Origin of the sequence: Amycolatopsis sp. NPDC049252, assembly GCF_043197175.1 — a bacterium.
GTDB lineage: Bacteria > Actinomycetota > Actinomycetes > Mycobacteriales > Pseudonocardiaceae > Amycolatopsis.
In genome coordinates this window covers 95,518-117,014 of the sequence record NZ_JBICSQ010000017.1, presented here as the reverse complement: position 1 = coordinate 117,014, position 21,497 = coordinate 95,518, and the positions used below count along the sequence as shown (strand labels likewise).

The 21,497-nt window shown below is 72.0% G+C and carries 20 protein-coding genes and 1 pseudogene; 12 read left to right on the top strand and 9 right to left on the bottom strand.

Going from position 1 to position 21,497, the window contains the following annotated elements; genetic code table 11:
- Window positions 1-64 precede the first annotated feature (64 nt).
- Together murJ and ACGFMK_RS20990 are read left to right on the top strand one after the other, a co-directional pair.
- Complete coding sequence (murJ, locus tag ACGFMK_RS20995; RefSeq protein WP_392765506.1) at window positions 65-1,849, top strand: murein biosynthesis integral membrane protein MurJ; 1,785 nt, start codon at window positions 65-67, stop codon at window positions 1,847-1,849.
- Window positions 1,850-1,986: 137 nt separating this feature from the next.
- The gene (locus ACGFMK_RS20990) at window positions 1,987-2,493 is read left to right on the top strand and encodes a hypothetical protein (RefSeq protein WP_392765503.1); all 507 of its coding nucleotides are present in this window, start codon (window positions 1,987-1,989) and stop codon (window positions 2,491-2,493) included.
- On the opposite strand, the gene ACGFMK_RS20985 is transcribed toward ACGFMK_RS20990, so the two are convergent.
- Together ACGFMK_RS20985 and ACGFMK_RS20980 are read right to left on the bottom strand one after the other, a co-directional pair.
- Window positions 2,481-3,836 carry a purine-cytosine permease family protein gene (locus ACGFMK_RS20985; protein ID WP_392765500.1) on the bottom strand — a complete coding sequence of 452 codons (1,356 nt, stop codon included), beginning with the start codon at window positions 3,834-3,836 and terminating at the stop codon, window positions 2,481-2,483. The two genes, ACGFMK_RS20990 and ACGFMK_RS20985, sit on opposite strands and share 13 nt — an antisense overlap.
- Window positions 3,837-4,000: 164 nt before the next feature.
- The gene (locus ACGFMK_RS20980; protein WP_392765497.1) at window positions 4,001-4,960 is read right to left on the bottom strand and encodes a chitinase; all 960 of its coding nucleotides are present in this window, start codon (window positions 4,958-4,960) and stop codon (window positions 4,001-4,003) included.
- Between the two features lie 238 nt (window positions 4,961-5,198).
- Between ACGFMK_RS20980 and ACGFMK_RS20975 the strand changes: the two genes are divergently transcribed.
- Window positions 5,199-6,473 carry a diguanylate cyclase gene (locus tag ACGFMK_RS20975; RefSeq protein WP_392765495.1) on the top strand — a complete coding sequence of 425 codons (1,275 nt, stop codon included), beginning with the start codon at window positions 5,199-5,201 and terminating at the stop codon, window positions 6,471-6,473.
- Between the two features lie 213 nt (window positions 6,474-6,686).
- Here ACGFMK_RS20975 and ACGFMK_RS20970 read toward each other — a convergent pair whose 3' ends face one another.
- Complete coding sequence (locus ACGFMK_RS20970; protein WP_392765493.1) at window positions 6,687-7,649, bottom strand: isopenicillin N synthase family dioxygenase; 963 nt, start codon at window positions 7,647-7,649, stop codon at window positions 6,687-6,689.
- A 41-nt stretch (window positions 7,650-7,690) separates the two neighbouring features.
- The gene (locus tag ACGFMK_RS20965) at window positions 7,691-8,149 is read right to left on the bottom strand and encodes a nucleoside deaminase (protein WP_392765490.1); all 459 of its coding nucleotides are present in this window, start codon (window positions 8,147-8,149) and stop codon (window positions 7,691-7,693) included.
- Window positions 8,150-8,260: 111 nt separating this feature from the next.
- Here ACGFMK_RS20965 and ACGFMK_RS20960 point away from each other — a divergent pair, with 111 nt between their 5' ends.
- Complete coding sequence (locus ACGFMK_RS20960) at window positions 8,261-9,217, top strand: helix-turn-helix transcriptional regulator (protein ID WP_392765489.1); 957 nt, start codon at window positions 8,261-8,263, stop codon at window positions 9,215-9,217.
- Window positions 9,218-9,285: 68 nt separating this feature from the next.
- A complete protein-coding gene (locus ACGFMK_RS20955; protein ID WP_392765485.1) occupies window positions 9,286-9,627 on the top strand; it encodes a UBP-type zinc finger domain-containing protein in 342 nt (113 codons plus the stop codon).
- 43 nt (window positions 9,628-9,670) lie between these two features.
- Here the strand turns inward: ACGFMK_RS20955 and ACGFMK_RS20950 are convergent, their stop codons facing one another.
- Both ACGFMK_RS20950 and ACGFMK_RS20945 read right to left on the bottom strand, forming a co-directional pair.
- Window positions 9,671-10,285, bottom strand: a complete 615-nt coding sequence (locus ACGFMK_RS20950; protein ID WP_392765482.1) for a TetR/AcrR family transcriptional regulator — start codon at window positions 10,283-10,285, stop codon at window positions 9,671-9,673.
- Window positions 10,286-10,442: 157 nt separating this feature from the next.
- Window positions 10,443-12,443 carry an APC family permease gene (locus ACGFMK_RS20945; protein WP_392765480.1) on the bottom strand — a complete coding sequence of 667 codons (2,001 nt, stop codon included), beginning with the start codon at window positions 12,441-12,443 and terminating at the stop codon, window positions 10,443-10,445.
- 176 nt (window positions 12,444-12,619) lie between these two features.
- On the opposite strand from ACGFMK_RS20945, the gene ACGFMK_RS20940 reads away from it, so the two are divergent.
- From ACGFMK_RS20940 to ACGFMK_RS20930, 3 genes and pseudogenes are all read left to right on the top strand, one after another.
- On the top strand, window positions 12,620-12,925 hold the full coding sequence (locus ACGFMK_RS20940; RefSeq protein WP_392765478.1) for a hypothetical protein: 306 nt from the start codon (window positions 12,620-12,622) through the stop codon (window positions 12,923-12,925).
- Between the two features lie 24 nt (window positions 12,926-12,949).
- Window positions 12,950-13,714 (top strand): annotated as a pseudogene (locus ACGFMK_RS20935) (sensor histidine kinase); the annotation flags it as partial.
- Entirely contained in the window at window positions 13,711-14,343 is a 633-nt protein-coding gene (locus tag ACGFMK_RS20930; protein WP_392765475.1) for a winged helix-turn-helix domain-containing protein, read from the top strand. The pseudogene ACGFMK_RS20935 and the gene ACGFMK_RS20930, both read left to right, overlap by 4 nt.
- A 10-nt stretch (window positions 14,344-14,353) precedes the next feature.
- Here the strand turns inward: ACGFMK_RS20930 and ACGFMK_RS20925 are convergent, their stop codons facing one another.
- Window positions 14,354-14,485: a hypothetical protein gene (locus tag ACGFMK_RS20925; protein WP_392765471.1), complete on the bottom strand. Its 132-nt coding sequence runs from the start codon at window positions 14,483-14,485 to the stop codon at window positions 14,354-14,356.
- A gap of 173 nt (window positions 14,486-14,658) precedes the next feature.
- Here ACGFMK_RS20925 and ACGFMK_RS20920 point away from each other — a divergent pair, with 173 nt between their 5' ends.
- Window positions 14,659-14,985, top strand: a complete 327-nt coding sequence (locus ACGFMK_RS20920) for a hypothetical protein (RefSeq protein WP_392765469.1) — start codon at window positions 14,659-14,661, stop codon at window positions 14,983-14,985.
- 53 nt (window positions 14,986-15,038) lie between these two features.
- Window positions 15,039-15,191 carry a hypothetical protein gene (locus ACGFMK_RS20915; RefSeq protein ID WP_392765467.1) on the top strand — a complete coding sequence of 51 codons (153 nt, stop codon included), beginning with the start codon at window positions 15,039-15,041 and terminating at the stop codon, window positions 15,189-15,191.
- Between the two features lie 244 nt (window positions 15,192-15,435).
- Here ACGFMK_RS20915 and ACGFMK_RS20910 read toward each other — a convergent pair whose 3' ends face one another.
- The gene (locus ACGFMK_RS20910; RefSeq protein ID WP_392765464.1) at window positions 15,436-16,065 is read right to left on the bottom strand and encodes a response regulator; all 630 of its coding nucleotides are present in this window, start codon (window positions 16,063-16,065) and stop codon (window positions 15,436-15,438) included.
- Window positions 16,062-17,243, bottom strand: a complete 1,182-nt coding sequence (locus tag ACGFMK_RS20905) for a sensor histidine kinase (protein ID WP_392765461.1) — start codon at window positions 17,241-17,243, stop codon at window positions 16,062-16,064. The genes ACGFMK_RS20910 and ACGFMK_RS20905 overlap by 4 nt, the downstream gene beginning before the upstream one ends.
- A gap of 210 nt (window positions 17,244-17,453) precedes the next feature.
- Between ACGFMK_RS20905 and ACGFMK_RS20900 the strand changes: the two genes are divergently transcribed.
- Both ACGFMK_RS20900 and ACGFMK_RS20895 read left to right on the top strand, forming a co-directional pair.
- On the top strand, window positions 17,454-20,792 hold the full coding sequence (locus ACGFMK_RS20900) for a hypothetical protein (RefSeq protein ID WP_392765459.1): 3,339 nt from the start codon (window positions 17,454-17,456) through the stop codon (window positions 20,790-20,792).
- 126 nt (window positions 20,793-20,918) lie between these two features.
- Window positions 20,919-21,395: a hypothetical protein gene (locus ACGFMK_RS20895; RefSeq protein ID WP_392765456.1), complete on the top strand. Its 477-nt coding sequence runs from the start codon at window positions 20,919-20,921 to the stop codon at window positions 21,393-21,395.
- Window positions 21,396-21,497: the final 102 nt, after the last annotated feature.

The following is a 21,497-nucleotide window of genomic DNA, read 5'->3' as shown; positions in this document are numbered from 1 at the left end:
TCGCTCGCACGTTCGGTGACCACCGCCGTACCCGTCCACCGCCCTGACCTGGCAGTGTGGTCACATGGCGGATCAGGACCCCCCGGCCACGAAGCCGGGGGACGAGGAAGCGACGGTTTTCCTCCCCAGTGACTTTCGCGGCCCGCACTGGCCGACCCGCGACCTCGACGTCTCGCGGCGGCCGTACGACGAGTTCGCCACGCAGATCGTCGCGAGGCCACCCGCCTCACCCGTGTCCGCCGGCCGCGGCGAAGGCGCCGGGTCGTCACTGGCCCGCTCGAGCGGGCGGATGGCGATCGCCTCGACCGTCAGCCGGATCACCGGCTTCGTCGCGAAGCTGCTGCTGGCCGCGGTGGTCGGGACCGGGTTCGTCAACGACTCCTTCACCGTCGCCAACACCCTGCCGAACATCGTGTTCGAGCTGCTCTTCGGCGGCGTGCTGGCCAGCGTCGTGGTGCCGCTGCTGGTCCGCTCGCAGGACGACGGCGACGGCGGCCGCGCCTACACGCAACGACTCCTCACGATGGCGCTGGTGCTGCTCACCGTCGGGACGGCCGTCGCGGTGGCCATCGCCCCGCTGTTCACCGCGCTCTACGTCGACAAATCGTCAGCGGAGGCCAACCCGGGGCTCACCACCGCGCTGGCCTACCTGCTGCTGCCGCAGATCCTGTTCTACGGCCTGTTCGCGCTGATGTCGGCCATCCTCAACGCCCAGAACGTGTTCGGCCCGCCGGCCTGGGCGCCGGTGCTGAACAACGTCGTCGTCACCGCCACCCTGGTCGGGTTCGCGCTGGTGCCGGGGGAACTGACCGTCAACCCGGTGCGGATGAGCGACCCGAAGCTGCTCGTGCTCGGCCTCGGCACCACGCTCGGCATCGTCGTGCAGGCACTCGTGCTGATCCCGGCGCTGCTGCGCACCGGCTTCCGGTTCCGCTGGCGCTGGGGTTTCGACCCGCGGATGAAGGAGTTCGGCGGGCTGGCCGCGTGGATCCTCGGGTACGTCGTGGTGAGCCACGTCGGCTTCGTCGTCACGACCCGCGTGCTGACCGGCGGCACCGGCGGCGGGGTCACCGCCTACAGCTACGCGTCCCTGCTCTTCCAGCTGCCGTACGGCATTCTCGGCGTCTCGCTGCTGACCGCGCTGATGCCGCGGATGAGCCGGGCCGCCGCGGACGGCGACACCGCGCGGCTCGTCGGCGACCTTTCGCTCGCCTCCCGCATCTCCACGGTGCTGTTCGTGCCGATCTCCGCGGCGCTGGCCGTCGTCGGCACGCCGATCGGCATCGCGATCTTCACCTGGGGCCGCGGCACCCTCGACGACGCCGAGCGGCTCGGCCAGACCCTCGCCGTCTCCGCCGTCGGGCTGCTGCCCTACGCGCTGGTGATGCTGCAGCTGCGGGTGTTCTACGCGATGAAGGACGCCCGCACGCCGACGCTCATCATGCTCGTGATGACGGCGGTCAAGATCCCGCTGCTGTTCCTGTGCCGCGGGCTGCTCGACGGCGAGCACGTCGTCTACGGCGTGATGCTGGTCAACGGCGCGGGGTTCGTCGTCGGCGCCGTGCTCGGCCAGGTCTGGCTGTGGGTCCGGCTCGGGCACCTGCGCAGCCGCCGGTCGCTGCGGGTCGGGCTCATCACGCTCGGCGTGAGCGGGCTCGGGGTGCTGGCCGCGGTCCTCGCCGGCTACGCCGTGCCCGCCTCGCTCGGCCCGATCCCCACCGCGTGGGTGAAGCTGCCGATCCAGGGCCTGCTCGGGATCGCCGTGCCGTTCGGCTTGCTGGCGCTGCTCAAGCTGCCGGAGTTCACCCCCGTGACCCGGCGCGTGGCGGGGTTGCTGCGCCGCGGGTGACCCTTGTCGACGACTACGGCCGGATCCGCGATCCGGACGTCTCGAAACGATAACGAGAGCGCTGCGATCAGCACGTTTACAATTCCGGCGCCGGTTCCTAATATCCAGCGGAATCAGCGAAGGGGCGGAGGTCGTTCATGACGCGCAGCGCGCGCAGGCGGCGGGACCGGGTCTCGGTCGACGAACTGCTCCGGCAGGCCGGGGTCCGGCCGCGGAAGCCGGGCTCGCGCTCGGCCGAGGTGGCGGCGCGCCGTGACCCGGAGGCCGAGCCGCACAGTGCGGGGGCCCGGATCGCGCTGGCTTCGGCGGTCGCCGTGGTGCTGGGCGGGCTGGTGCTCGCGCTGGTGACGCAGCCCGATCCCGTCCCGGGGTCCACGGGGTTCCCGCAGCTGCAGCCGGCCACGGGCGTCCCGTCGTCGAGCGCGGTCGCCGTGCCCACGCGCACGACCACGCCGTCGCCGGTGGTCATGCAGGCGCGCCCGACGCGGACGACCACACCGACGCCGTCACCTGCGGTGTCGACGGTGAAGATCCCGCCGCCGACGACCACCGTGCCGCCACCGACCACAGTGGACTTGAGCACGCTGTACCCGGGCTACGCGAACTACGGCGGCGGCGACCACCACGGCGGTCACACGCGCTGACGCCGCAGCAGCAGGTAGGTCCCGCCGGCGATGAGGAAGCCGGCGGCGAAGGTGAGGTCCCCGGTTTCCGGCACGGCCTTCGGGATCGGCGCGGTGTAGAGCGCCTGGTTGGCGAAGAGGCCGACCGACACCACGAGCCCGGCCAGGAACGCGGTGAACCCGGCCGCGTTGCCGTACACCTTGTTGGTCAGCAGGTCGCCGAACTCGGTGCCGCGCCGGCGGTGGTGGTCGGCCAGCAGCACGCCCAGCCACGGGCCGATCCAGTAGGCGATGACCAGCAGGAAGTTCTCGTAGGCGTGGCCGGCGTCGGCCAGCCCGAGCCAGGCCAGCACGAACCCGACCGCGCCGAACGCGAGCGCGACCACGGCGCGCCGCCACGCCAGCGGCAGCTTGACCCCGAGGGCGAGGAAGGCGAGCGCGCCCGAATAGACGTTCAGGACGTTCGCGGCGACGGCGCCGAGCGCGATCGCCAGCAGCGTCGCGGCGGCGAGGAAACCGGGCAGGTGCCCGGTGAACGCCGTCGCCGGGTTGTCGTCGGCCGCCCCGCCGATGGTCGTGGAGGCGGCGCCGACGAGCATCAGGATCGTCGTGGACAGGAAGAGCCCGAGGCCGGCGTAGGCGCCGATCGCGCGTTTCGAGGCGGTGCGCGGGAGGTAGCGCGTGTAGTCGGCGGCGTACGGGTTCCAGCCGGCGGTGTAGCCGAACGCGGTGCCCACGGTGAGGAGGAACCCGCCGAGCCCGCCGGTGCCGGCCGCCGAGCCGGGGTGGGACTTCGCGAAGATGACGACGCTCGCCGCGGCGAACACGATCGCGAGGACGGCGAAGACGTACTTCTCGTACGCCTGGACGAGGTTGTGCCCGAAGAAGGCGATCGCGATCTGCGCCGCGACGACGATGACGAGGCAGGCGAGCACGGGCAGGCCGGTGAGGCTGGTCAGCGCGAAGGCGCCACTGACGCTGTTGACGGCGAACCAGCCGATCCCGGCCATGACCGACATGAGCGCCGCGGGCACGAGGTTCCCGCGGTACCCGAAGGCGGCGCGCCCCAGCACCATCTGCGGTACGCCGTACCGGGGCCCTCTCGCGCTCAGCACACCGTGGGCCAGCGCGCCGAGGCCGTTGCCCAGGAGGGCGGCGAGCGCGGCCTGCCAGAAGGAGAGCCCGAAGGCGGTGACGGCGAGCACGCCGACGAAGACGGTGGCGAACTCGAGGTTGGGGGAGGCCCAGGTCCAGGCCAGCTGCCGCGGCGTCCCGTGCCGGTCGCCGTCGGCGACGGGCTCGATCCCGCCGGGCTCGACGGCGACGACCTTGTCGCCGTAGTGGGCACCTTCGGTCGTCGTCATGGACCGACGGTAGGTGACGGATATTGCGGCGGTGTGACGGTTTCCGGTTCCCGCTCACCGGAGACCGGGGTCCCGCTCACCGGGAACGCGGAAACCGCGAAGGCCCTCTCACCGACCCCGATGCCGGTGAGAGGGCCCTCGACTGCCCCACTACGGGCGCTGTGTCAGCCGGTGTAGCCGGCGACGATCTTGGTGAACGCGTACTTGTCCTGCGTGATGCCGCTGCACTCGCCGCCGCCGCTGCAGTCGCGGTTGGTGGCCCAGAACGTGAAGCGGCCCAGGTGGTGGCTCGTCGCGTAACCGCGGATGGAGGTGAAGTTGGCGACCGTGACCGTCTCGCCCGCGTTGTCGGTCTTGCCGTTCATCGAGGAGAGGCCGCTGTGCCGGTACGCCGTGTCGTCGGTGTAGCCGAACGTCGTCTTGAGCTGGTTCTTCAGCCCGTCGACCGCGGACTTCGTCATGGCGGCCATGTCACCGCCGCTGGAGAAGTCGAACGGCATGACCGACCAGACGTCGACCGGGGCGCCGATCGCCTTGGCCTGGTTGATCAGGCGCTTGCCCCAGCTGTCGGGGCCGGTCGTGGTGGTGCCGATGGTGATGACGACCTTCAGGTTCGGGTTGGCCTGCTTGGTCAGCTTGACCGCGTTGAGGATGCGGTCCTGCACCGTGTTGTTCTGGAACTCGTCGGTGTTCTCGATGTCCAGGTCGATCGCCTTGAGCCCGTAGGCGTCGATGACCTTCTGGTACGCGCCCGCCAGCGCCGAAGCCGACGTGCACTTCGAACCGAGCTTCGTGCCGGACCAGCCGCCGAAGGAGGGGATCACGTCCCCGCCCGCGTTGCGGATGTTCGTGATGAGCGTCTTGTCCGAGCCGGTCAGCGAGCGGCTGCCGTCCCACTTGGGGTTGCACGTGCCGTCGGACAGCACGAACGCGAGGGTAAACGCTTTCACCCCGGTCGCGGACATCGCCGCGGTCGGGCTGGTCTGGCCGCCCCACTGGTACAGGTACGGGGAAGCGAGCACCGGGTCCGCCGCGGCCATGGCCTGCGGGGCGAGACCGACCGCCGTCGCCATCGCGGCTCCGGCCGCGACCGCGAGGGTCACCAGACGGCGTAGGGAATTCATGGGGTCCTCCAAACATGTGGTTGGAGCACCTCCGGTTTGAGGCGGCGGGATCATCCCGGGAGGAGCGCTGTGTGCCACCACACAGTGGACTAGACCAATGTGGCGTGTCAACCCTTCTTCGGTCGGAAATATGACACACCGTGCGCGCGCGGCTCCTGAGCGTCCTGCCTTGGGCGGCCGTGTGAGATTCCCCTGAAGGCGGAGTGACAGCGCGCGGCAGACCGGCTAGTTTGCCGAAATGGTGGGGGATTCCACGGTCGCAGCCGGCGGGGGACGTCGCCCCGGCCGGTTCCTGCTCGCCGTGCCCCTGCAGCGCTGGGCGGTGTGGCGCCTGCCCCGCCGCGGCCAGGTCCTGTTCGTCTTCGTGGTGGACGTGCTCGCCGTCGCCGCCGTGGCCCTCGCCGCCGTCCGGTTCCCGCCGCTCGCCTCGATGCTGCCGCCGTTCGCGCTGCTCACGGGCGGGATGCTGGTCACCGCGGAACTGTCCCGGCCGGTGGAACGCCACCGCGAGGACACGCTGCTCGGACCCGGCGTCGACACCCCGTGGGTCTTCGCCGGGGTCGTCGTGCTGCGGCCGGGGCTCGCCGTCGCGCTGGTCGTGCTCTCCGCGCTGCACCAGTGGTTCCGGGTCCGCAGAAGACCCGTGTACCGCCAGGCGTTCGGCGCCGCGTCGACCGCGCTGGCGGGCCTCGTCGCCGGGGCGTTCCTCACCGCGACCCGCGTCGAACCGCTCGCCGCGGCCCTCGACGCCCGCACGGTCGCCCTGCTCGTCCTCGCCGGGCTGGTGTTCCTGGCCGTGAACGCCGCGCTCGTGACCGCCGCCGACGGCCCCCGCCCGCCCCGCGAAGCCGCCCCGGGCCACGCCTTCGACGCCGCGATGACCGCGTTCGGCATCCTGTTCGGCTGGGCCGCGCTCGCCGCACCCCTGTTCGTGCCGTTCCTGGCCGGCGCGACGGTCGTGCTGCACCGCGGCGGCCTGGGCCGCGGCCGCCGCGAACACGTCACCCTCGATCCCGGCACCGGGGTGCTGACCGCCGCGTCGTGGCGCGGCGCCGCCGAAGCGGAGGTGACCCGGCTCGGCCGGCACGGCCCCGGCCAGGCCGTGCTGCTGCTCGACCTCGACCACTTCCGCCAGCTCAACGACCGCTACGGCGCCCGGATCGGCGACGCGGTGCTGCGCGCGGTCGCCGACACCCTGCGCGACGAGGTCCGCGCCGCGGACCTCGTGGGCCGCTCCGGCGGCGAGGAGTTCGCGGTCCTGCTGCCCGGCACCGGCCGCTTCGACGCGATGGCGATCGCGGAACGGATCCGGCTGCGGGTGGCCTCGACGCTGGTGGCGCTGAAGGCCTCGGGCGACGGCCCGCAGTTCGTCGGCGTGACGGTCTCGATCGGCGTCGCGGCCTGCGGCCCCGACGAGCTGCTGGCGGACGCCCTCCTGGCCGCGGAGGCGGCGGTGCTGCGCGCGAAGGCCGCGGGCCGCAACCGCACGATCTGCGCGGAGCCGGGGTCGTGAGGGGTAATGAGTCGCTGGAACGGCGCCTTCAGGTGCGCGCCACGGCAGGAGGCTCCGCGTTCGTCGATGGTGGTTTCTGGACGCTCAGCGACCCAAATCCTCCATCGACACCTCGCAGCATGTCGCTGCCGGAAGGTCCCGCCGGTGCGTAGGTGACCAAATGCAGGTCCGCCCTGACCCACAGCACCACTCACGACGTGTGCGGCGGGGTCCTCAGCTCATCGTGATGGCGTCCAGCTTGTCCTTCAGGTAGTCCGACGCGATGACCTCCGGGTAGATCCGCTTGCCCAGCGGCGGGGCCAGCGACGTGATGCGCGCGTCGTGGTCGGTCTCGTAGAAGAAGACCAGGGACATCAGGTCCTCGTCCGGGGCCGTGGGCGCCGGGGGCAGGACGCGGTGGCGGGTCGAGCGCCAGCGGTCGCCCGTCCAGCGGGCCATCAGGTCGCCGATGTTCACCGTGAACGCCTCCGGGTGGTGCGGGGCGTCCTCCCACTCGCCGCCGGCCGTGTAGACCTGCAGGCCGCCGACGCCCGCCTGGCGGTCGAGGACCGTCACCGTGCCGAAGTCGGTGTGCGGGCCGATCCGGAACTGGTCGGGCTCGGGCGCGCCGACGTGGGTCATCGGCGGGTACCAGTTGATGTTGAACGTGTACGTCGGGTGCGCGGTGTGCCGGGTGAAGTGGCTCTCCGCCAGGCCGAGCGCCGCGGCGAAGATCTCCAGCAGGTGGTCCGACAGCGCCCGCATCCGGCGCATGTATTCGGTGGCCGTCTCGGCGAGCCCCGGCACCTCGTCCGGCCAGACGTTGGGCTGGAACCAGAACCCGTCGATCTCGGCGACGCCGACCCCGAAGTCCGCACCCGCCGAGTACGACTCCTTGAGGTCGGGCGGGGTTTCGGTGCCCTCGGCGTAGCCGTTGGCCTCCACCCCCGGCGGCAGCCAGCCGCGGCCGCCGACGGTGACCGCGTAACGCTGCTTGACGTCCTCGGGCAGCGCGAAGAACCGGTGCGCCAGCTCCCGGGTCCGGTGGCGCAGCTCGTCCGGGACGCCGTGCCCGGTGACCAGCAGGAACCCGGACTCGCGCAGCGCCCGGTCGACCTGCTCGGACACCTCGGCCCGGCCCTCGGAGGTGCCCGTGAACCACGGCGAAAGGTCCACGAGCGGTACGGATGACGGCATACGAGCTCCTCGCACGGAAAGCTGTCCTGAGTGAAGCTGTCCTAGGTGGACTGTTCGACCCCGATGTCCTCGAACCACAGGTCCGGGCGCGCGGCGATGAACTCCGTCATCAGCGCGGTGCACGCGGGGTCGTCGAGCAGGGTGATCTCCACACCGAGCCCGGCGAGCCAGTCGTGCCCGCCGTGGAACGTCTCGGCCTCGCCGATGACCACGCGTCCGATACCGAACTGACGGACGAGCCCGGAGCAGTACCAGCAGGGGGAGAGCGTGGTGACCATGATCGTGTCGCGGTAGTGGGGGCGGCGGCCCGCGTTGCGGAACGCCGCGGTCTCGGCGTGCATCGACGGGTCGCCGTCCTGCACGCGCCGGTTGTGCCCGCGGCCCAGCAGGGCACCGGCGGAGTCGAACAACGCGGCCCCGATCGGGACGCCGCCCTCGTCGCGGCCCAGTTCGGCTTCTTCCCGGGCGACGGCGAGCATGGCGGAAGGGTCGATCGGCATGCGCCACTCTCACCGCCCGGAGCCGTGCCTGGCAAGTGTTTGACACTTCAACGGCACCATCCGGCCGATCGAGGACCGGAACTGTCCTCGATGTCTGGCACACTGCGTGTCATGTACGGCACTTCGGAGCGACTGCTGAGGCTGCTCTCGCTGCTGCAGACCCGGCGGGACTGGCCGGGTTCGGACCTCGCGTCGCGCCTGGAGGTGGACGTCCGGACGATCCGCCGGGACGTCGAACGGCTGCGTTCGCTGGGGTACCCGGTGCACGCGACGCCGGGCGTCGCCGGTGGCTACCGGCTGGGCGCCGGGGCCGCGCTGCCGCCGCTGCTGCTGGACGACGACGAGGCCGTCGCGGTCGCGGTCGGCCTGCGCACGGCCGCGAGCGGCACGGTCAGCGGCATCGAGGAGACGTCCGTGCGCGCCCTGGCGAAGCTCGAACAGGTGCTGCCCGCCCGGCTGCGCCCGCGGGTCGGCGCGCTGCAGGCCGCGACGGTCTCGCTGCCCGGCGGCGGCCCGACGGTCGACGCCGGGGTGCTCACCGTGATCGCCGCCGCCTGCCGGGACCACGAGCGGCTGCGCTTCGGTTACGGCGACCGCTCCGGCGCGGCGACCGAGCGGTCGGCCGAGCCGCTGCGGCTGGTGCACACCGGACGCCGCTGGTACCTGGTCGCCTTCGACCTCGGCAAGCAGGACTGGCGCACCTTCCGCGTCGACCGGATCACCGGCGTGCCGGTGGCGGGCTTCCGGTTCACCCCGCGCGAGCCGCCGGCCGAGGACCTCGCGGCGTACGTTTCCCGGCAGATCTCGAGCGCGCCGTACCCGCACCAGCTCGTCGTGCGGGTGGCGGCGTCGGCCGACGTGGTGGCCGCCCGGATCCCGCCGACGAGCGGCACGGTGGAGCCGATCGACGAGCACAGCTGCCGCGTGCGGACCGGGACGGCCAACCTGGACGCGGTGCCGTACTACCTGGCGCAGTGGGGCCACGACTTCGTCATCGAAGAGGCGCCGCCGGGCCTCGTGGAACTGCTTCGGGTGATCGCGGAACGCTTCGCGCGCGCCGTCGGCTGACGGCCGCCGTGCCGGGTAGGCTCGGTGGCCGGTAGCTGTGAGAAACCCGGAGGGTGACTGTGAGCTCGGTGCCTGGAATCGATCCGTCGGTCGCGCCCAGCGGTGCGGGCTGCGTCGAGTGCGACGCGGCCGGTGGCTGGTGGGTGCACCTGCGCCGGTGCGCGCAGTGCGGGCACGTCGGCTGCTGCGACACGTCGCCGTCGCAGCACGCGACCGCGCACTTCAAGGCCACCGGGCACCCGTACATCCAGAGCTTCGAGCCGGGGGAGTCCTGGTTCTGGAACTTCGAGACCGAGACGGCCAGCGAGGGACCGGCGCTGAGGGAGCCGGACTCGCACCCGGACGGCCAGCCCGTGCCGGGCCCGGTCGAGCGCCTGCCGGCGGACTGGCAGCAGCACCTCAACGGTTAGCGACCGCTTAGTCTGTGGCGGGCGTCTCAGTCCCTGCCGCCCTTCAGGACTCCTGGACGCCGAGCATGCGCAGCACCAGGCCGCCGTACTCCTTGCCGAGCGCGGTCGGCGTCTGCCGGGCGCGCTCGCTGTACCAGCGGGCGACGTCCACCCCGAGCGAGAGCACCGCGCGGGCCGCGACGTGCGGGTCGGACACGGTGAAGGCGCCCGCCCCGGCCCCTTCGGCGATCACCTCGCGCACGATCCGCTCGATCCGGCGCCGCAGCTCGGCGACCACCTCGAACTCCTCGTCGGGCAGCGCCTGCAGCTCGTACTGCACGACCCGGGCCACGGTGTGGCGCCGCGCGTGCCAGGCGACGAAGTCCTCGACGATCAGCCGGATCCGCTCGACCGGGTCGGACACCTTGGCGACGACGTTCTCGACCAGGGCGAGGGTCTGCTCGTGGCCGTACCGGCTGATCGCGAACAGCAGCGCGGCCTTGGACGGGAAGTGCACGTAGAGCGCGGCCGGGCTCATCCCGGCGGCGCCGGCGATGTCCCGGGTCGTCGTGGCGTGGTACCCGCGCTTGGCGAACGCCTCGACCCCGGCCAGCATCAGCCGGCGCGCGGTCTCGGGCTGCACGTCGGGCCACAGTTCGGCCGACAGGGACATCGTCATCGGGAGATCCTCTCAGACGCGGCACCCACGGGCGACGGGCTCGGCAGCCCACCTCGATCGTTCCCAGTGTAAGTGAGCGCTTCGTCAGCGGATCCGGGCCGCGCTTCTGGCGTTCGGACCAGGCTGATCGTGGCGAGGTCCTCCTCGGCCGCGGCGGCTAGCGGCGCTGGGTGGTGACACCGCGGCGGATGTCGCCGGGGAGCGGGCGGACGCGCTGGAGGTCGCGGCGGCTGGTCGAGTGCAGCTGCCAGGGAACGCTCGTGACCATGACGCCGGGTTCGAACAGGAGACGCCCCTTCAGCCGCAGCGAGCTCTGGTTGTGGAGCACGTTCTCCCACCAGCGGCCGACGACGTATTCGGGGATGTAGATGCAGACGACGTCCCGTGGGCTGTTGCGCCGCAGGTTCTTGACGTACTGCACGACCGGGCGGGTGATCTCGCGGTACGGGGATTCGATGACCTTGAGCGGGATCTTCATCCCCCGTCGTTCCCACGCGCGCCGCAATTCCCGGGTGTCGGTGTCGTCGACGTTGACCGTGATGGCCGTCAGGGAGTCGGGGCGGGTCGCGCGGGCGAACGCGATCGCGCGCTGGCTCGGTTTGTGCAAAGTGGACACGAGCACGATCGCGTGGACCCGGCTGGGCAGCAACTCGCTCTCGTCGTCGGGTTCGAGTTCCTCCCGGACGTGGGTGTAGTGCCGGTGGATCGAGCGCATGAAGACGTACAGCAGCGGGATGGCGATGACGACGAGGTAGGCGCCGTGGGTGAACTTCGTGACCAGCACGACGACGAGCACGACCGCGGTCAGGACCGCGCCGAGGGCGTTGATCAGCCGGGAACGGTGGGCCGACCGTCGTTCCCTGGCGTCGGCGGTGTCGGCGAGGATCCGGTTCCAGTGCCGGACCATCCCGGCCTGGCACAGCGTGAACGAGGTGAACACGCCGAGGATGTAGAGCTGGATGAGCCGGGTCGTGGAGCCGTCGAAGGCGAAGATCAGGATCGCGGCGACGACCGAGAGCGCGATGATCCCGTTGGAGAACGCCAGCCGGTCGCCGCGGGTGTGCAGCTGCCGGGGCAGGAACCGGTCCTGCGCCAGGATCGAGGCCAGCAGGGGGAAGCCGTTGAACGCGGTGTTCGCCGCGAGGATCAGGATGAGGGCCGTGGCGGCCTGCAGGACGTAGAACAGCACGGCGTGGTCGCCGCCGAACACGGCCGCGCCGATCTGGCTGATGACCGTGCGCTGGGGATCGGTCGCGCAGTTGCCGGCGAACCCGGCGAGGTCGCACGTGTTCTCGGCGATGTGCACCCGGGTGATCAGCGCGAGGGCGGTGATGCCGCCGAACATGACCACGGCCACGGCGCCCATGGCGGTCATCGTGCGGGCGGCGTTGAGGGCCTTGGGTTTCCGGAACGCCGGGACACCGTTCGAGATGGCTTCGACGCCGGTGAGGGCCGTGCACCCGGAGGAGAACGACCGCAGCAGCAGGAACACCAGCGCGAGGCCGGTCAGCCCGACCTGCTCGGGGTGCACCGCGTAGCCGGCGCTTTCGGAGACCGGCGGGTGCCCGGCGACGACACGCGCGAACCCGACCACGATCATCAGCACGACGGTGGCGATGAACAGGTAGGTCGGCGCCGCGAAGGTGCGCCCCGACTCCCGGATGCCGCGCAGGTTCATCGCCATGAGCACGACGATGAAGCCGACGTCCAGCAGGATCCGCTCGTCGTTGAGCTGCGGGACCGCGGAGATGATGTTGTCCACGCCGGAGGAGACGGACACGGCGACGGTCATGATGTAGTCGACCATCAGCGCGCCGGCGACCACCAGGCCCGCGCGGCTCCCGAGGTTGCGGGAGGCGACCTCGTACGAGCCGCCGCCGCTGGGGTAGGCGCGCACCACCTGGCGGTAGGAGATCACCACGACGGTGAGCAGCACGGCGACCGCCAAGCCGATCCACGGCGCCAGGCTGAAGTAGGCGAGCCCGCCGATCGACAGGATCAGCAGGATCTCCTGGGTCGCGTAGGCGACCGACGACAGCGGGTCGCTCGCGAAGATCGGGAGGGCGAGCCACTTGGGCAGCAGCGTTTCGCCGAGGGTGTCGCTGCGGAACGGCCGGCCGACGACCAGCCGTTTGAGCGATGACGTGGGTGCCGGCACGTAGGGAGCGTGCCTCCCGCGCCGGGCGGGCGGCGTAGGGAAAGCATCAAGATTCGACGGCCGGCGTAGAGATCGCGTAAACGTCCTCCGGCTGACCGTCAGAGTCTCGTCAACGGTGCCGCCCGGCTTCGGCCGGGTGCCTACGGTGCCCGGGCACGTCGTTCCGGGGAGCTGCCATGACCGAAGCCGTTCTGACGCGCGTGATCTGCTGCCCCGGTGCGGCGGAACTGCTCGACGCACTCGCCCCCGGCGGCCGGTCGTACGCCGAACTCCGCCACACCTTCCCGCGCCGCGTCCTGGATCCCGCGGTGCGGGTGCTGGCGGCCGAGGGAGCCGTCCGGCGGTCGGAACCGGGTACGTGGGACGGGAAATCCGGCCGCGGGGTGGTGCTGTCCCTCACCGCCACCGGACAGCGACTCGTCGCGGAATTGTCCGATTTGGACGTTTGGGTCGCGGTGTACGAGCGCTACCTCAACGGGTAGCCGGCCCCCGGTCGAACGGGGCACGACCAGCGGGTCCTCGAAGCCACGGCAGGGCAGGCCCTGCTGGCCCTGCGGCAGCAGCGGATGACCGTCAGACGCAGGAAGCGCAACGCCGTGCGGAGACCACCGAGCTGCGCACGGCCTTGCTCTCGGCCGTCGGGCACGACCTGCGCACGCCACTGACCTCGATCAAAGCCGTCTACGGCGGACTGCGCGCCCACGACATCGACCTGTCGGACGAAGACGTCGAAGAGCTGCTCGCCGCCGGCGAAGAGTCGGCCGACCGGCTCGCCGGTCTCGTCGACAACCTGCTCGACTCCTCCCGGCCGGCCACCGGCGCGGTGCGGCCGATCCTGCGCCCGGCCGGCTACGACGAAGTCGTCTCGACCGCGCTCGCCGCGGTGGACGGCGGCGGGAAGGTCGTGGCCGACGTCGACGCCCGGTTGTCCGCGGTCACGGCCGACGCCGGGCTGCTGGAACGCGCCATCGCCACCGTGATCGACAACGCGGTGCGCCACGGCGGCGGCGAGGTCGCCGTGCGCGCCAGCGCCTACGGGGGCCGGGTCGAACTGCGCGTCGTCGACCGCGGCCGCGGACTGCCGAAGGGGAGCGCCGAATCGGCGTTCGCGCCGTTCCAGCGGCTCGGCGACCGCAACACACCACCGGCGCCGGCCTGGGCCAGTCGGTCGCGAAGGGATTCGTCGAGGCGATGGACGGGACCGTCCGCGCCGAGGACACCCGGGTGGCGGGCCGACCGTCGTCGTGTCCCTGCCGGCGGTGGCGCGATGACGTCCGCGCTCGTGCGCGCCCTGCGGATCAACCTCACCGCCCGCGGCTACGACGTCATCCCGGCCGCGTCCGCGCGGCCGGACCTGGTCCTGCTCGACCTCGGGCTGCCCGACATCGACGGCATCGAGGTGATCCGCGAACCGGGGAGCCGGAGCGCGATGCCGATCATCGTGCTGTCCGCCCGGCACGAGTCCGCCGACAAGATCCAGGCCCTCGACACCGGCGCCGACAACTACGTCACGAAGCCCTTCGGCATGGACGAACTGTTCGCGGGCCTGCGCGCCGCCGAGCGCAGGCTGGCGCTCGCCGCACCACGAGAGCAGAACGTCGTCGTCGAGACCGCCGCGTTCACCGCGGACGTCGCGGCCAAGATCGTCCGCCGGGGCGACGCCACGGTGCACCTGACCCGGACCGAATGGGCCGTTCTCGAGCAGCTGGTCCGCAACCCCGAGTCGCTGATCAGTTCCAGGCACCTGCTGACCACCGTGTGGGGCCCGGAGCGCGCGCACTACCTGCGGGTCTGCATGGCACAGTTGCGGCGGAAGCTCGAGCCCGACCCGTCGCACCCGCGGTACCTGCTCACCGAAACGGGCATCGGGTACCGCTTCGTCCCGGAGGAGACGCCGTGACCGACCCGGCTCAAGCCATCGGGCCGGCCGGCGGAGTTCGCGAGCCTGGTTTCCGCTCGCTGCGGCTTTCCACGACGCGCAGTGTGAAAGCCAGCGCGAGGAAGCTGCCGATGAGCAGCAGCGCGTGGACGAGGTCGCTCATCGAATTCCTTGGGCTCGGGGAACCATGTCACCGAACACTGCCGGGGCCGGGGGAGTGCGCGCGTCCCGTGGCACGGTTTCCTCACGCCGCGGCGGCTGACTCTGACGGCATCTTGACCCGTTCGCCGTCCGCGTCGAGTTCCCGTCGAAGTGCTCATGTCCGATATTCGCAGAATGGTATCTTCGATCGTGCGCGCAATTGCGTTGTGGTGTGGTCTGGCCACGCTGGGTTGCCTGGCCGGAGTCTTCCCCGTGGTGATGCTGGTGTTCCGGCACAGCGGCGAGTCGCGTATGCGGGCGCTGACTGCCGTCATCACGTCGATTCCGCCACGGGTGCGCTGGAGTGCCGTGCTGAAGGTCCTTGCCGGGGCGGTGTCTTGGCGGGTGCTTGCGCGGTGGGAGCCGCGCGCGACCGCTGACTGCGTGGCTCCGCGTCGTGGAGCCACGATCACGATCAGCAGGACCAGCGCGGCCGCCGTTGGCGAGTTCCTCTTCGAGTGACGCGGTCGCCCCGCCGAGGACGGCGGCCCGGTGGACGGCGCGACGGTGCCGACGTGGCCGTTGCCCGTCAGCTTCGCGACGCCGCCGAGTTGTTCGAAGGGCCGGGCGGGCTGGCCGCCCTCGCGTCGTACTTCGCGGGCGTGCCGGTCAACCTGACGTTGGAGGTCATCCTCTCCTGCGACAGGTTGGGTGGCAGCGGGGAGTAGCCGATCCGTGCCGTGTCGACCCGGCCGTCGCACGCGACGTGCTCGAGGAAACGGGTGATGGTGTCGCGGCCGGTGACACCCCCCCAAAGATGACGAAACCGATGACGCGGGTGCCGGAGCGGCGCGGCGACGTCGTGCAGGTGCCGCAAGTCGTGAACGGCCGTCCGGTTGGCGGCAGAAGGCTTTGTGGTGCTCGGTTCGGCTGAAGGAGCGTACTGGCGGGCCGACTCGGCCGGCCGGGAACTCAAGCCTGCCACAGGGACTTGCCGTCGGGGTGGGGGTACTCGTGGACGAGGCTGCGGATGTCCTCCACCGGCTCGTCGGTCGCCGCCCACTTGGCGCGGATGCGGTCGAGGTAGGAGCGGACCGTGGGAATGGCGATGCCGAGGCGGCGGGCGGTGGCGGCGAGGGTGCTGCCGGTGCCGTAGAGGTAGAGGACCTGGAGCTCCTGCGGGGACAGCTCGGGCGGGTCGTCGTTGATGAGGGTCATGAGCTCGGCGGTGAGCGCCAGCTGTCCGGTGTGGACGGTGCGGATGGCCTCGGCTAGTTTGTCGGCGTCGTCGTTCTTCACGAGGTAACCGGAAGCGCCGGCGCGGATGGTGGCGCGGACGTGGCGGCGGTCGCCGTGCACGGAGATCACCAGCACGGCGGCACCGGTGGCGTGCAGGACGGCGACGTTGGCGGCGGCGTCGCTGCCGTCCTCCAACCTCAGGTCCAGGAGCACCACATCGGTGGTGGTCCCGGGCCGCGCGGCCAGGTGGCCGGCGACCGTGGTGGCGGTGTGGACGATGACGATGTCGGTGGTGCCGGCGAGCAGGGCCCGCAGGCCCGCGGGGACGAGCTTGTCGTTGTCGATGACGGCGATGCGGATCATGCGGGCCACCGCAGGTCGATCCGGGTGCCTTCACCGACGTGACTGTCCACTGTGGCCTTCCCGTCGACCTCGGCCATGCGCTCGACGATCGAATGGCGGATGCCGTACCCGAATTCGGTGGCGTCCGGGTCGAATCCTGCGCCCTGGTCGACCACGGCCACGGTCACCGCCTCTCCGACGGCCAGCGCGGTGAGGCGGGCGCGGGTGGTTCCCGCGTGCGCGGCGACGTTGCTGAGTGCCTCCGCGCTGGCCCGGGACAGTGCGTCGACCACGTCGTTGGGGAGCGAGTCGGGCAAGTTGGCGAAGTGGTACTCCACGCGCAACCCGAGTGCGGCACTGGCACCGCCCGCCTCCAGCAGGGCCAGGGACAGGTCGGTGAGGTTGCCCGCGGGGTCGTCGGGCGCCGCACCGCGCAGGACGTCGACGTTGACCGCGCACTGCCTGCGCACGACGGGGTCGGGATGGGCGGCGGGGCCGGGGCCCGCGATCGCGGTCAAGATCCGCAGCGGGCCGTCGTGCAGGGCGCGGTACCGGCGGATCTGCTCGCGGAAATGCCGGGTGCGTTCCTCGGTGTGCGCGCGCTGGGCGGCGAGCCGTTCCCGCGCGGAGATCACCTGCTGGGTCGCGACGGTCAGGTGGTGGACCACCTGCCGCAACTGCCGGATGAACAGCAGGCAGCAGACGGCGGCACCGACCTGCCAGCCGATCGTGTTGACCAGCGAGGCGAAGTCCGCGCCACGGTCCAGCAGCGGCAGCTGCCCGATCACGTTCGCCGCGGCGAGCACCGCGCAGCCGGCCACCGTGGCCCAAGGGGAACCGCTGACCAGCGCGACGGCCACCGCGACGCTGACCGTGACCGGCTCCAGGTACGGGTTGGCCAGCGTGTCGAAAAGCTGGTTGGACACCGCCAGCGGCAGCACGACCACGCCGGTGGCGGTGACCGCGACGTCGACGCCCAGCACCCAGCCGGGAAGGGCGTCGCGGCGCAGCACCAGCGTGATCAGCACCGCGCTCCACCCGGCCAGCGCCGCGTACACGGACGCCGCCAGCGGAACTCTGGTGTAGGCGTGGATCTGCACGGCTCCGACCACGCTCAGGGCGACCATGGCCAGGGTGGCCAACCGGAAGAACACCACCGACGCCGCCACGATCCCGCGCACCTGGCGATGCAGACCCATCACTGCCGCCACCTCGGTCTTCCCGTCTGGGTGTGCACCCGGTCCCAAGCCTGGCACCGAATCCCGCCCGGGTCCACGCCGCACCTGTGCGGCATGGACCGCACGAACGGCCCGCGCCACGATCGAGGGGAACCCGACCTCCCCCCGCGACCGCTCGAAGAGCCGGCCGGTCGTGACCGAGAACGAGCCTGGCACACAGGAGGAATAGCGATGTTCATCCCGGCACGCAAGGTGCGTGGTGCCGTCCCGGCGTGCACACGGCTGCCGCGGCTGCTGTCGGTGGCCACCACCGGCGCCGTCTTCCTCGGCGCCGGTCTCGTGGTGCCGCCCGCGTACGCGGACGCCCAGCCCGCCCACGAGCAGTCCGTGACCGTGGACGTCGTCGGCGACTCGTACATGGCGGGCGACGGCCTCTCGGGCACCTACGCCGATCCCGCGGACCCGAGGCACCGATCCGCGACCGCGCCGGCCCTGCAGGCGCTGGCCCGCGTCCGGAGCGACGACCCGGGGCTGCGGGTGGACGCGAACCTCGTCGCCGCGGCCGGTGCGCGGACGGCGGACTTCTTCGCCGCCCAGACCGGGCCGGGCAACAGTGTCGTCAACCCGCCGCAGCGTGACCAGGTCCGCCCGGGCGCCCAGCTGGTCATCGTCGGCTTCGGCGGTGACGACGCCCGGCTGGCAACGGTGCTCGCCGAAGCCAAACGGACCACCGGCGGACCGAACACGGCCCTGGACAAGGAGATCAGGGCACTCGGCCCGCTGCTGGACTGGACCGCGTCGGACGAGGAGTACCTCGACCAGGCCAAGTCGTCGCCTCCCGGCCAGGCACCCACGCTGGTCGCGCGGATGCTCCAGGTACTGGCCGGGATCGCCACCCGCGCACCGCACGCCGAGATCGTGGTCACCACCTACCCGCTGGCCGCCGACCCGAAGAACGCGCACGCCGTGAGCCTGGTCGGCGAGGACGATCTGACCAGCGTGCGGAAGTTCGGCTACGACCTGAACAAGGCGATCGACCGCGCGGTGACGCTCTGCGGGTGCGGCTCTCTCGCCGACCTCGCCGATGCGATCGCGGGCCACGAGATCTACACGCCCGACCCGGCGTTCACCGCGCAGGGCGACCGGCAAGAGCCGTTCCGGCCCGACGACAAGGGCGCGTCGCTGATCGCCAACCCGATCGCCGACAGCATCGCGAAGGTGCTCCGGATCCCCCCGCCCCGGCACAGCGACGGACAGGTCACCACCGCGGAGAACATCCACGTCCGTTACGGCGTGTCGGACCGCGACGGTGACACGGTCGCCGACTCCCAGGACTTCGCGCCCGACGACCCGGCCCGCTCGGCCGAGGTCGTCCGCCCCGGCAGCGACGCCGGGAACCGGGGCTCGCGGTCGAAGCGGCCGGACGAGACCCGCGCGCCGTCGAGCCTCCGCCCGGTCATCCAGGTGGCCGACGGCCTGGCCCCGGGCGTGAGCCCGATCGGCCCGCCCGCGCAACCGCCGGGCGAGCAGCACGAGGTGACGGCCGGGAGCCGACCTCCCGCACGCGAGCAGGCCGTCCCGGTGGAACACGCGGCCCGGGCGTCCGAACCCGCAGCGGCGCCGCCGGTGCCCGGCACGGACGCCCCTCCGTTGTCGCAGGCGCAGATCGACGCGATGCGCGACGTGGTCTCCAAGGCGCAGCCCGCGGGCTACGTCAGCCGGTACTCGGCGCGGGCCCTGCGCGCCTCGACCGCACCCGCGGACGTGCGCGCCTCGCTGGACATGCAGGCGGTCGACCGGCAGATGAGCGGGTCGTTGCTGAGCGCCCTGCCCGACCCGGACGTCAAGAACGGCTTCCGCGGCCGGTTCGGCGAAGACATCGGCGCCATCCACAACGCGACCACGGTCGCCGAACAGGACGCCGCCATCGCGCGGTTCAACGAGACCGCCACGCAGTACAACGCCACCGAGCTGGCCGCACGGGACGCCTACGACGCCCACCCCGTCGACGCGCTGGGTGACACCGTCCGGGCGACGCCGACCTCCTTGGCGGAGGTGACCTCGGAGACTGCGGCCTACGGCCAGGTCGACGTGGGCACCCTGACGACCGTCGGCGACCAGCGGACCGCCGAGCCGGCGCAGGTGCAGGCCGGCACCACGGATTACGGCTCGAACCTGCCCACCGTGGCCACCGGCGTCAAGGTGGGCCCCGCGGCCGAGGTGGGCGTGGAACGGGGGACCGAGATCGGCGGTGTCGCGGTCTCCGGTGCGGCCGGCGCCAAGGCCCTGGGGGGAGAGGCCAACGCGAGCGCGGGCGCCTCGAAGGACGGCGTCAACGCGAAGATCGGCGCGAGTGGCTACCTCGGCGAGGCGACCGCCGAGGGCTCGGCGAGTTACGGCCCCGCCGAGGTGGGTGTCAAGGGCAAGGCCGGCCTCGGCGCCGAAGCCGGGGCGAACGCCACCCTCGGGCCCGAAGGCGTCGACGTCGGCGCGAAGGGGTTCGCCGGTGCGAAGGCGGGCGTCGACGGACACGCCGACGTGGCGGGGCTGCGGGTCGGTGGCACGGCCGAGGGCTGGTACGGCCTCGGCGCGGAAGGAAGGGCGCGGCTCGGCTGGGGCCCGGACGGCTCGTTCACCATCGGCGCCGACGCCGGTGTGGCCGTAGGCATCGGCGGCAAGGTCGGGTTCAGCCTCACGGTGAACCCGGGCAAGACCCAGAAGGCGGTGCCGGACACCATCGACACCCCGACGCCGGGGGAGCCCGCGGCGGACACCCAGCAGCCGACGAGCCCGGCCGGCGAGCTGGAGCCGTCCCCACCCGACCCGGCGGCCGCGCAGCCGAATCAGGCGCCGCCGTCGGAGTCCGACGCGGAGCACACCGGCCCCGCCCTCGATCCTGGTCGGGCTCCGGGCGAGGCGCCTGCGGACGACGGCTCCCAGCACGCCGGGCCGGCTCCCGCGACGACCGGCGAGAGCGGCGACGGTCCTGCTCCGGCGGCCGGCGAGGTCGCCGCTCCCGCGGACAACGACGCGAACTCCTCCGGGGTCGCTCCGGGAAGCACGGGCGAACCCGGCTCCGCCGGACCGGCGACCGGCTCCCCGGTGAACTCGGACTCCGCAACCGGCAGCAACGCGAGCGAAACTCCTGGCGACGCCGGTGACGCTTCAGGCACCGACTCCGCGGGCGGTCTCGGCGACGGCGGCTCCGAAGGGGGAATCGGCAGCGGCGATGCGGGCGGAACAAGCGACTCCGGGACGGGGGATTCCGGCAGTGTGGGCGGCGACACCTCGGCCAGTGACTCCGGCAGCGGGGACTCCTCCGGCGGTGGCTCCGGCACGGGTGACTCCGGCGGTGTCGGCGGCGACTCCTCGTCCGGTGACTCCGGCGGTGGCTCCGGCACGAGTGGGTCCGGCGGTGTCGGCGGCGACTCCTCGTCCGGTGACTCCGGCAGCGGGGACTCCTCCGGCGGTGGCTCCGGCGCGGGTGACTCCGGCGGGGGAACGGGTGGTGGAGACTCCAGTGGTGGCATGGGCGGTGCGTCCGGTGGCGGCGACAGTGGCGGCTTCTGACCGCGGCCGTTCCGGCGGCCTCCGTTGAGCACCGGCGCGAACACTCGGACCGGCACCAGGCGCCGCATGGGGGTGGCCTGCGTGCTGGTCCGGTCAACCGAGGACTGCCGACAGGAGCAGGGTTCGATGGTCACAGAGCTGCCCGTACGCATCGAATTCGCGCTGCCGGCCGGCTGGCAGGCGGCTCCGCCGGACGAGGTCGGCGCACCCGGGGTCGCGTTCGTCGCGGTGCGGCCGGTCCCTCCCGGCGGATTCGTCACCAACCTGACGATCGCGGGAGAGATCCGCGACCCGGCGGTGCGGATGGCGACGATCGCCGACGAGTCGGTGAGCCGCGTCGAGAGCGTCGCGGAGTCGGTGCGCGTTCGGGAACGTGCGGATTTCAGCCAGGGCGCCGCGCCGGGCCTGACCCAGTTGCTGGACATCAAACAGGAGGGCGAGCGGCTCGTGCAATGCCAGGTCTACCTGCCCGTCGACGACGTCCACGGCCGGCGCACGGTGCTCGAACTGGTCCTCACCTGCACAGCCGGACGGTTCGATGAGGTCGCGTCCGACTTCCGGCGGTTCGTCGGAACGGTGCGTCCCGTACCGGCGCGCTCGTAACCGACCGCCGAAGCCGAACTCGCGATACCTGCGGCGCTTGCCATTTTTGTGCGGTGGCGGAGCGATGCCCCGTAACATCCAGTGGGTTGACGCCTTTCCGTC

What these genes read in the sequence shown, in the direction of transcription:
- murJ (WP_392765506.1), top strand. Translation starts at nt 65, where the DNA reads ATGGCGGATCAGGACCCCCCGGCCACGAAGCCGGGGGACGAGGAAGCG.
- ACGFMK_RS20990 (WP_392765503.1), top strand. Translation starts at nt 1,987, where the DNA reads ATGACGCGCAGCGCGCGCAGGCGGCGGGACCGGGTCTCGGTCGACGAA.
- ACGFMK_RS20985 (WP_392765500.1), bottom strand. Translation starts at nt 3,836, where the DNA reads ATGACGACGACCGAAGGTGCCCACTACGGCGACAAGGTCGTCGCCGTC.
- ACGFMK_RS20980 (WP_392765497.1), bottom strand. Translation starts at nt 4,960, where the DNA reads ATGAATTCCCTACGCCGTCTGGTGACCCTCGCGGTCGCGGCCGGAGCC.
- ACGFMK_RS20975 (WP_392765495.1), top strand. Translation starts at nt 5,199, where the DNA reads ATGGTGGGGGATTCCACGGTCGCAGCCGGCGGGGGACGTCGCCCCGGC.
- ACGFMK_RS20970 (WP_392765493.1), bottom strand. Translation starts at nt 7,649, where the DNA reads ATGCCGTCATCCGTACCGCTCGTGGACCTTTCGCCGTGGTTCACGGGC.
- ACGFMK_RS20965 (WP_392765490.1), bottom strand. Translation starts at nt 8,149, where the DNA reads ATGCCGATCGACCCTTCCGCCATGCTCGCCGTCGCCCGGGAAGAAGCC.
- ACGFMK_RS20960 (WP_392765489.1), top strand. Translation starts at nt 8,261, where the DNA reads ATGTACGGCACTTCGGAGCGACTGCTGAGGCTGCTCTCGCTGCTGCAG.
- ACGFMK_RS20950 (WP_392765482.1), bottom strand. Translation starts at nt 10,285, where the DNA reads ATGACGATGTCCCTGTCGGCCGAACTGTGGCCCGACGTGCAGCCCGAG.
- ACGFMK_RS20940 (WP_392765478.1), top strand. Translation starts at nt 12,620, where the DNA reads ATGACCGAAGCCGTTCTGACGCGCGTGATCTGCTGCCCCGGTGCGGCG.
- ACGFMK_RS20930 (WP_392765475.1), top strand. Translation starts at nt 13,711, where the DNA reads ATGACGTCCGCGCTCGTGCGCGCCCTGCGGATCAACCTCACCGCCCGC.
- ACGFMK_RS20925 (WP_392765471.1), bottom strand. Translation starts at nt 14,485, where the DNA reads ATGAGCGACCTCGTCCACGCGCTGCTGCTCATCGGCAGCTTCCTCGCG.
- ACGFMK_RS20920 (WP_392765469.1), top strand. Translation starts at nt 14,659, where the DNA reads ATGGTATCTTCGATCGTGCGCGCAATTGCGTTGTGGTGTGGTCTGGCC.
- ACGFMK_RS20910 (WP_392765464.1), bottom strand. Translation starts at nt 16,065, where the DNA reads ATGATCCGCATCGCCGTCATCGACAACGACAAGCTCGTCCCCGCGGGC.
- ACGFMK_RS20905 (WP_392765461.1), bottom strand. Translation starts at nt 17,243, where the DNA reads ATGGGTCTGCATCGCCAGGTGCGCGGGATCGTGGCGGCGTCGGTGGTG.
- ACGFMK_RS20900 (WP_392765459.1), top strand. Translation starts at nt 17,454, where the DNA reads ATGTTCATCCCGGCACGCAAGGTGCGTGGTGCCGTCCCGGCGTGCACA.
- ACGFMK_RS20895 (WP_392765456.1), top strand. Translation starts at nt 20,919, where the DNA reads ATGGTCACAGAGCTGCCCGTACGCATCGAATTCGCGCTGCCGGCCGGC.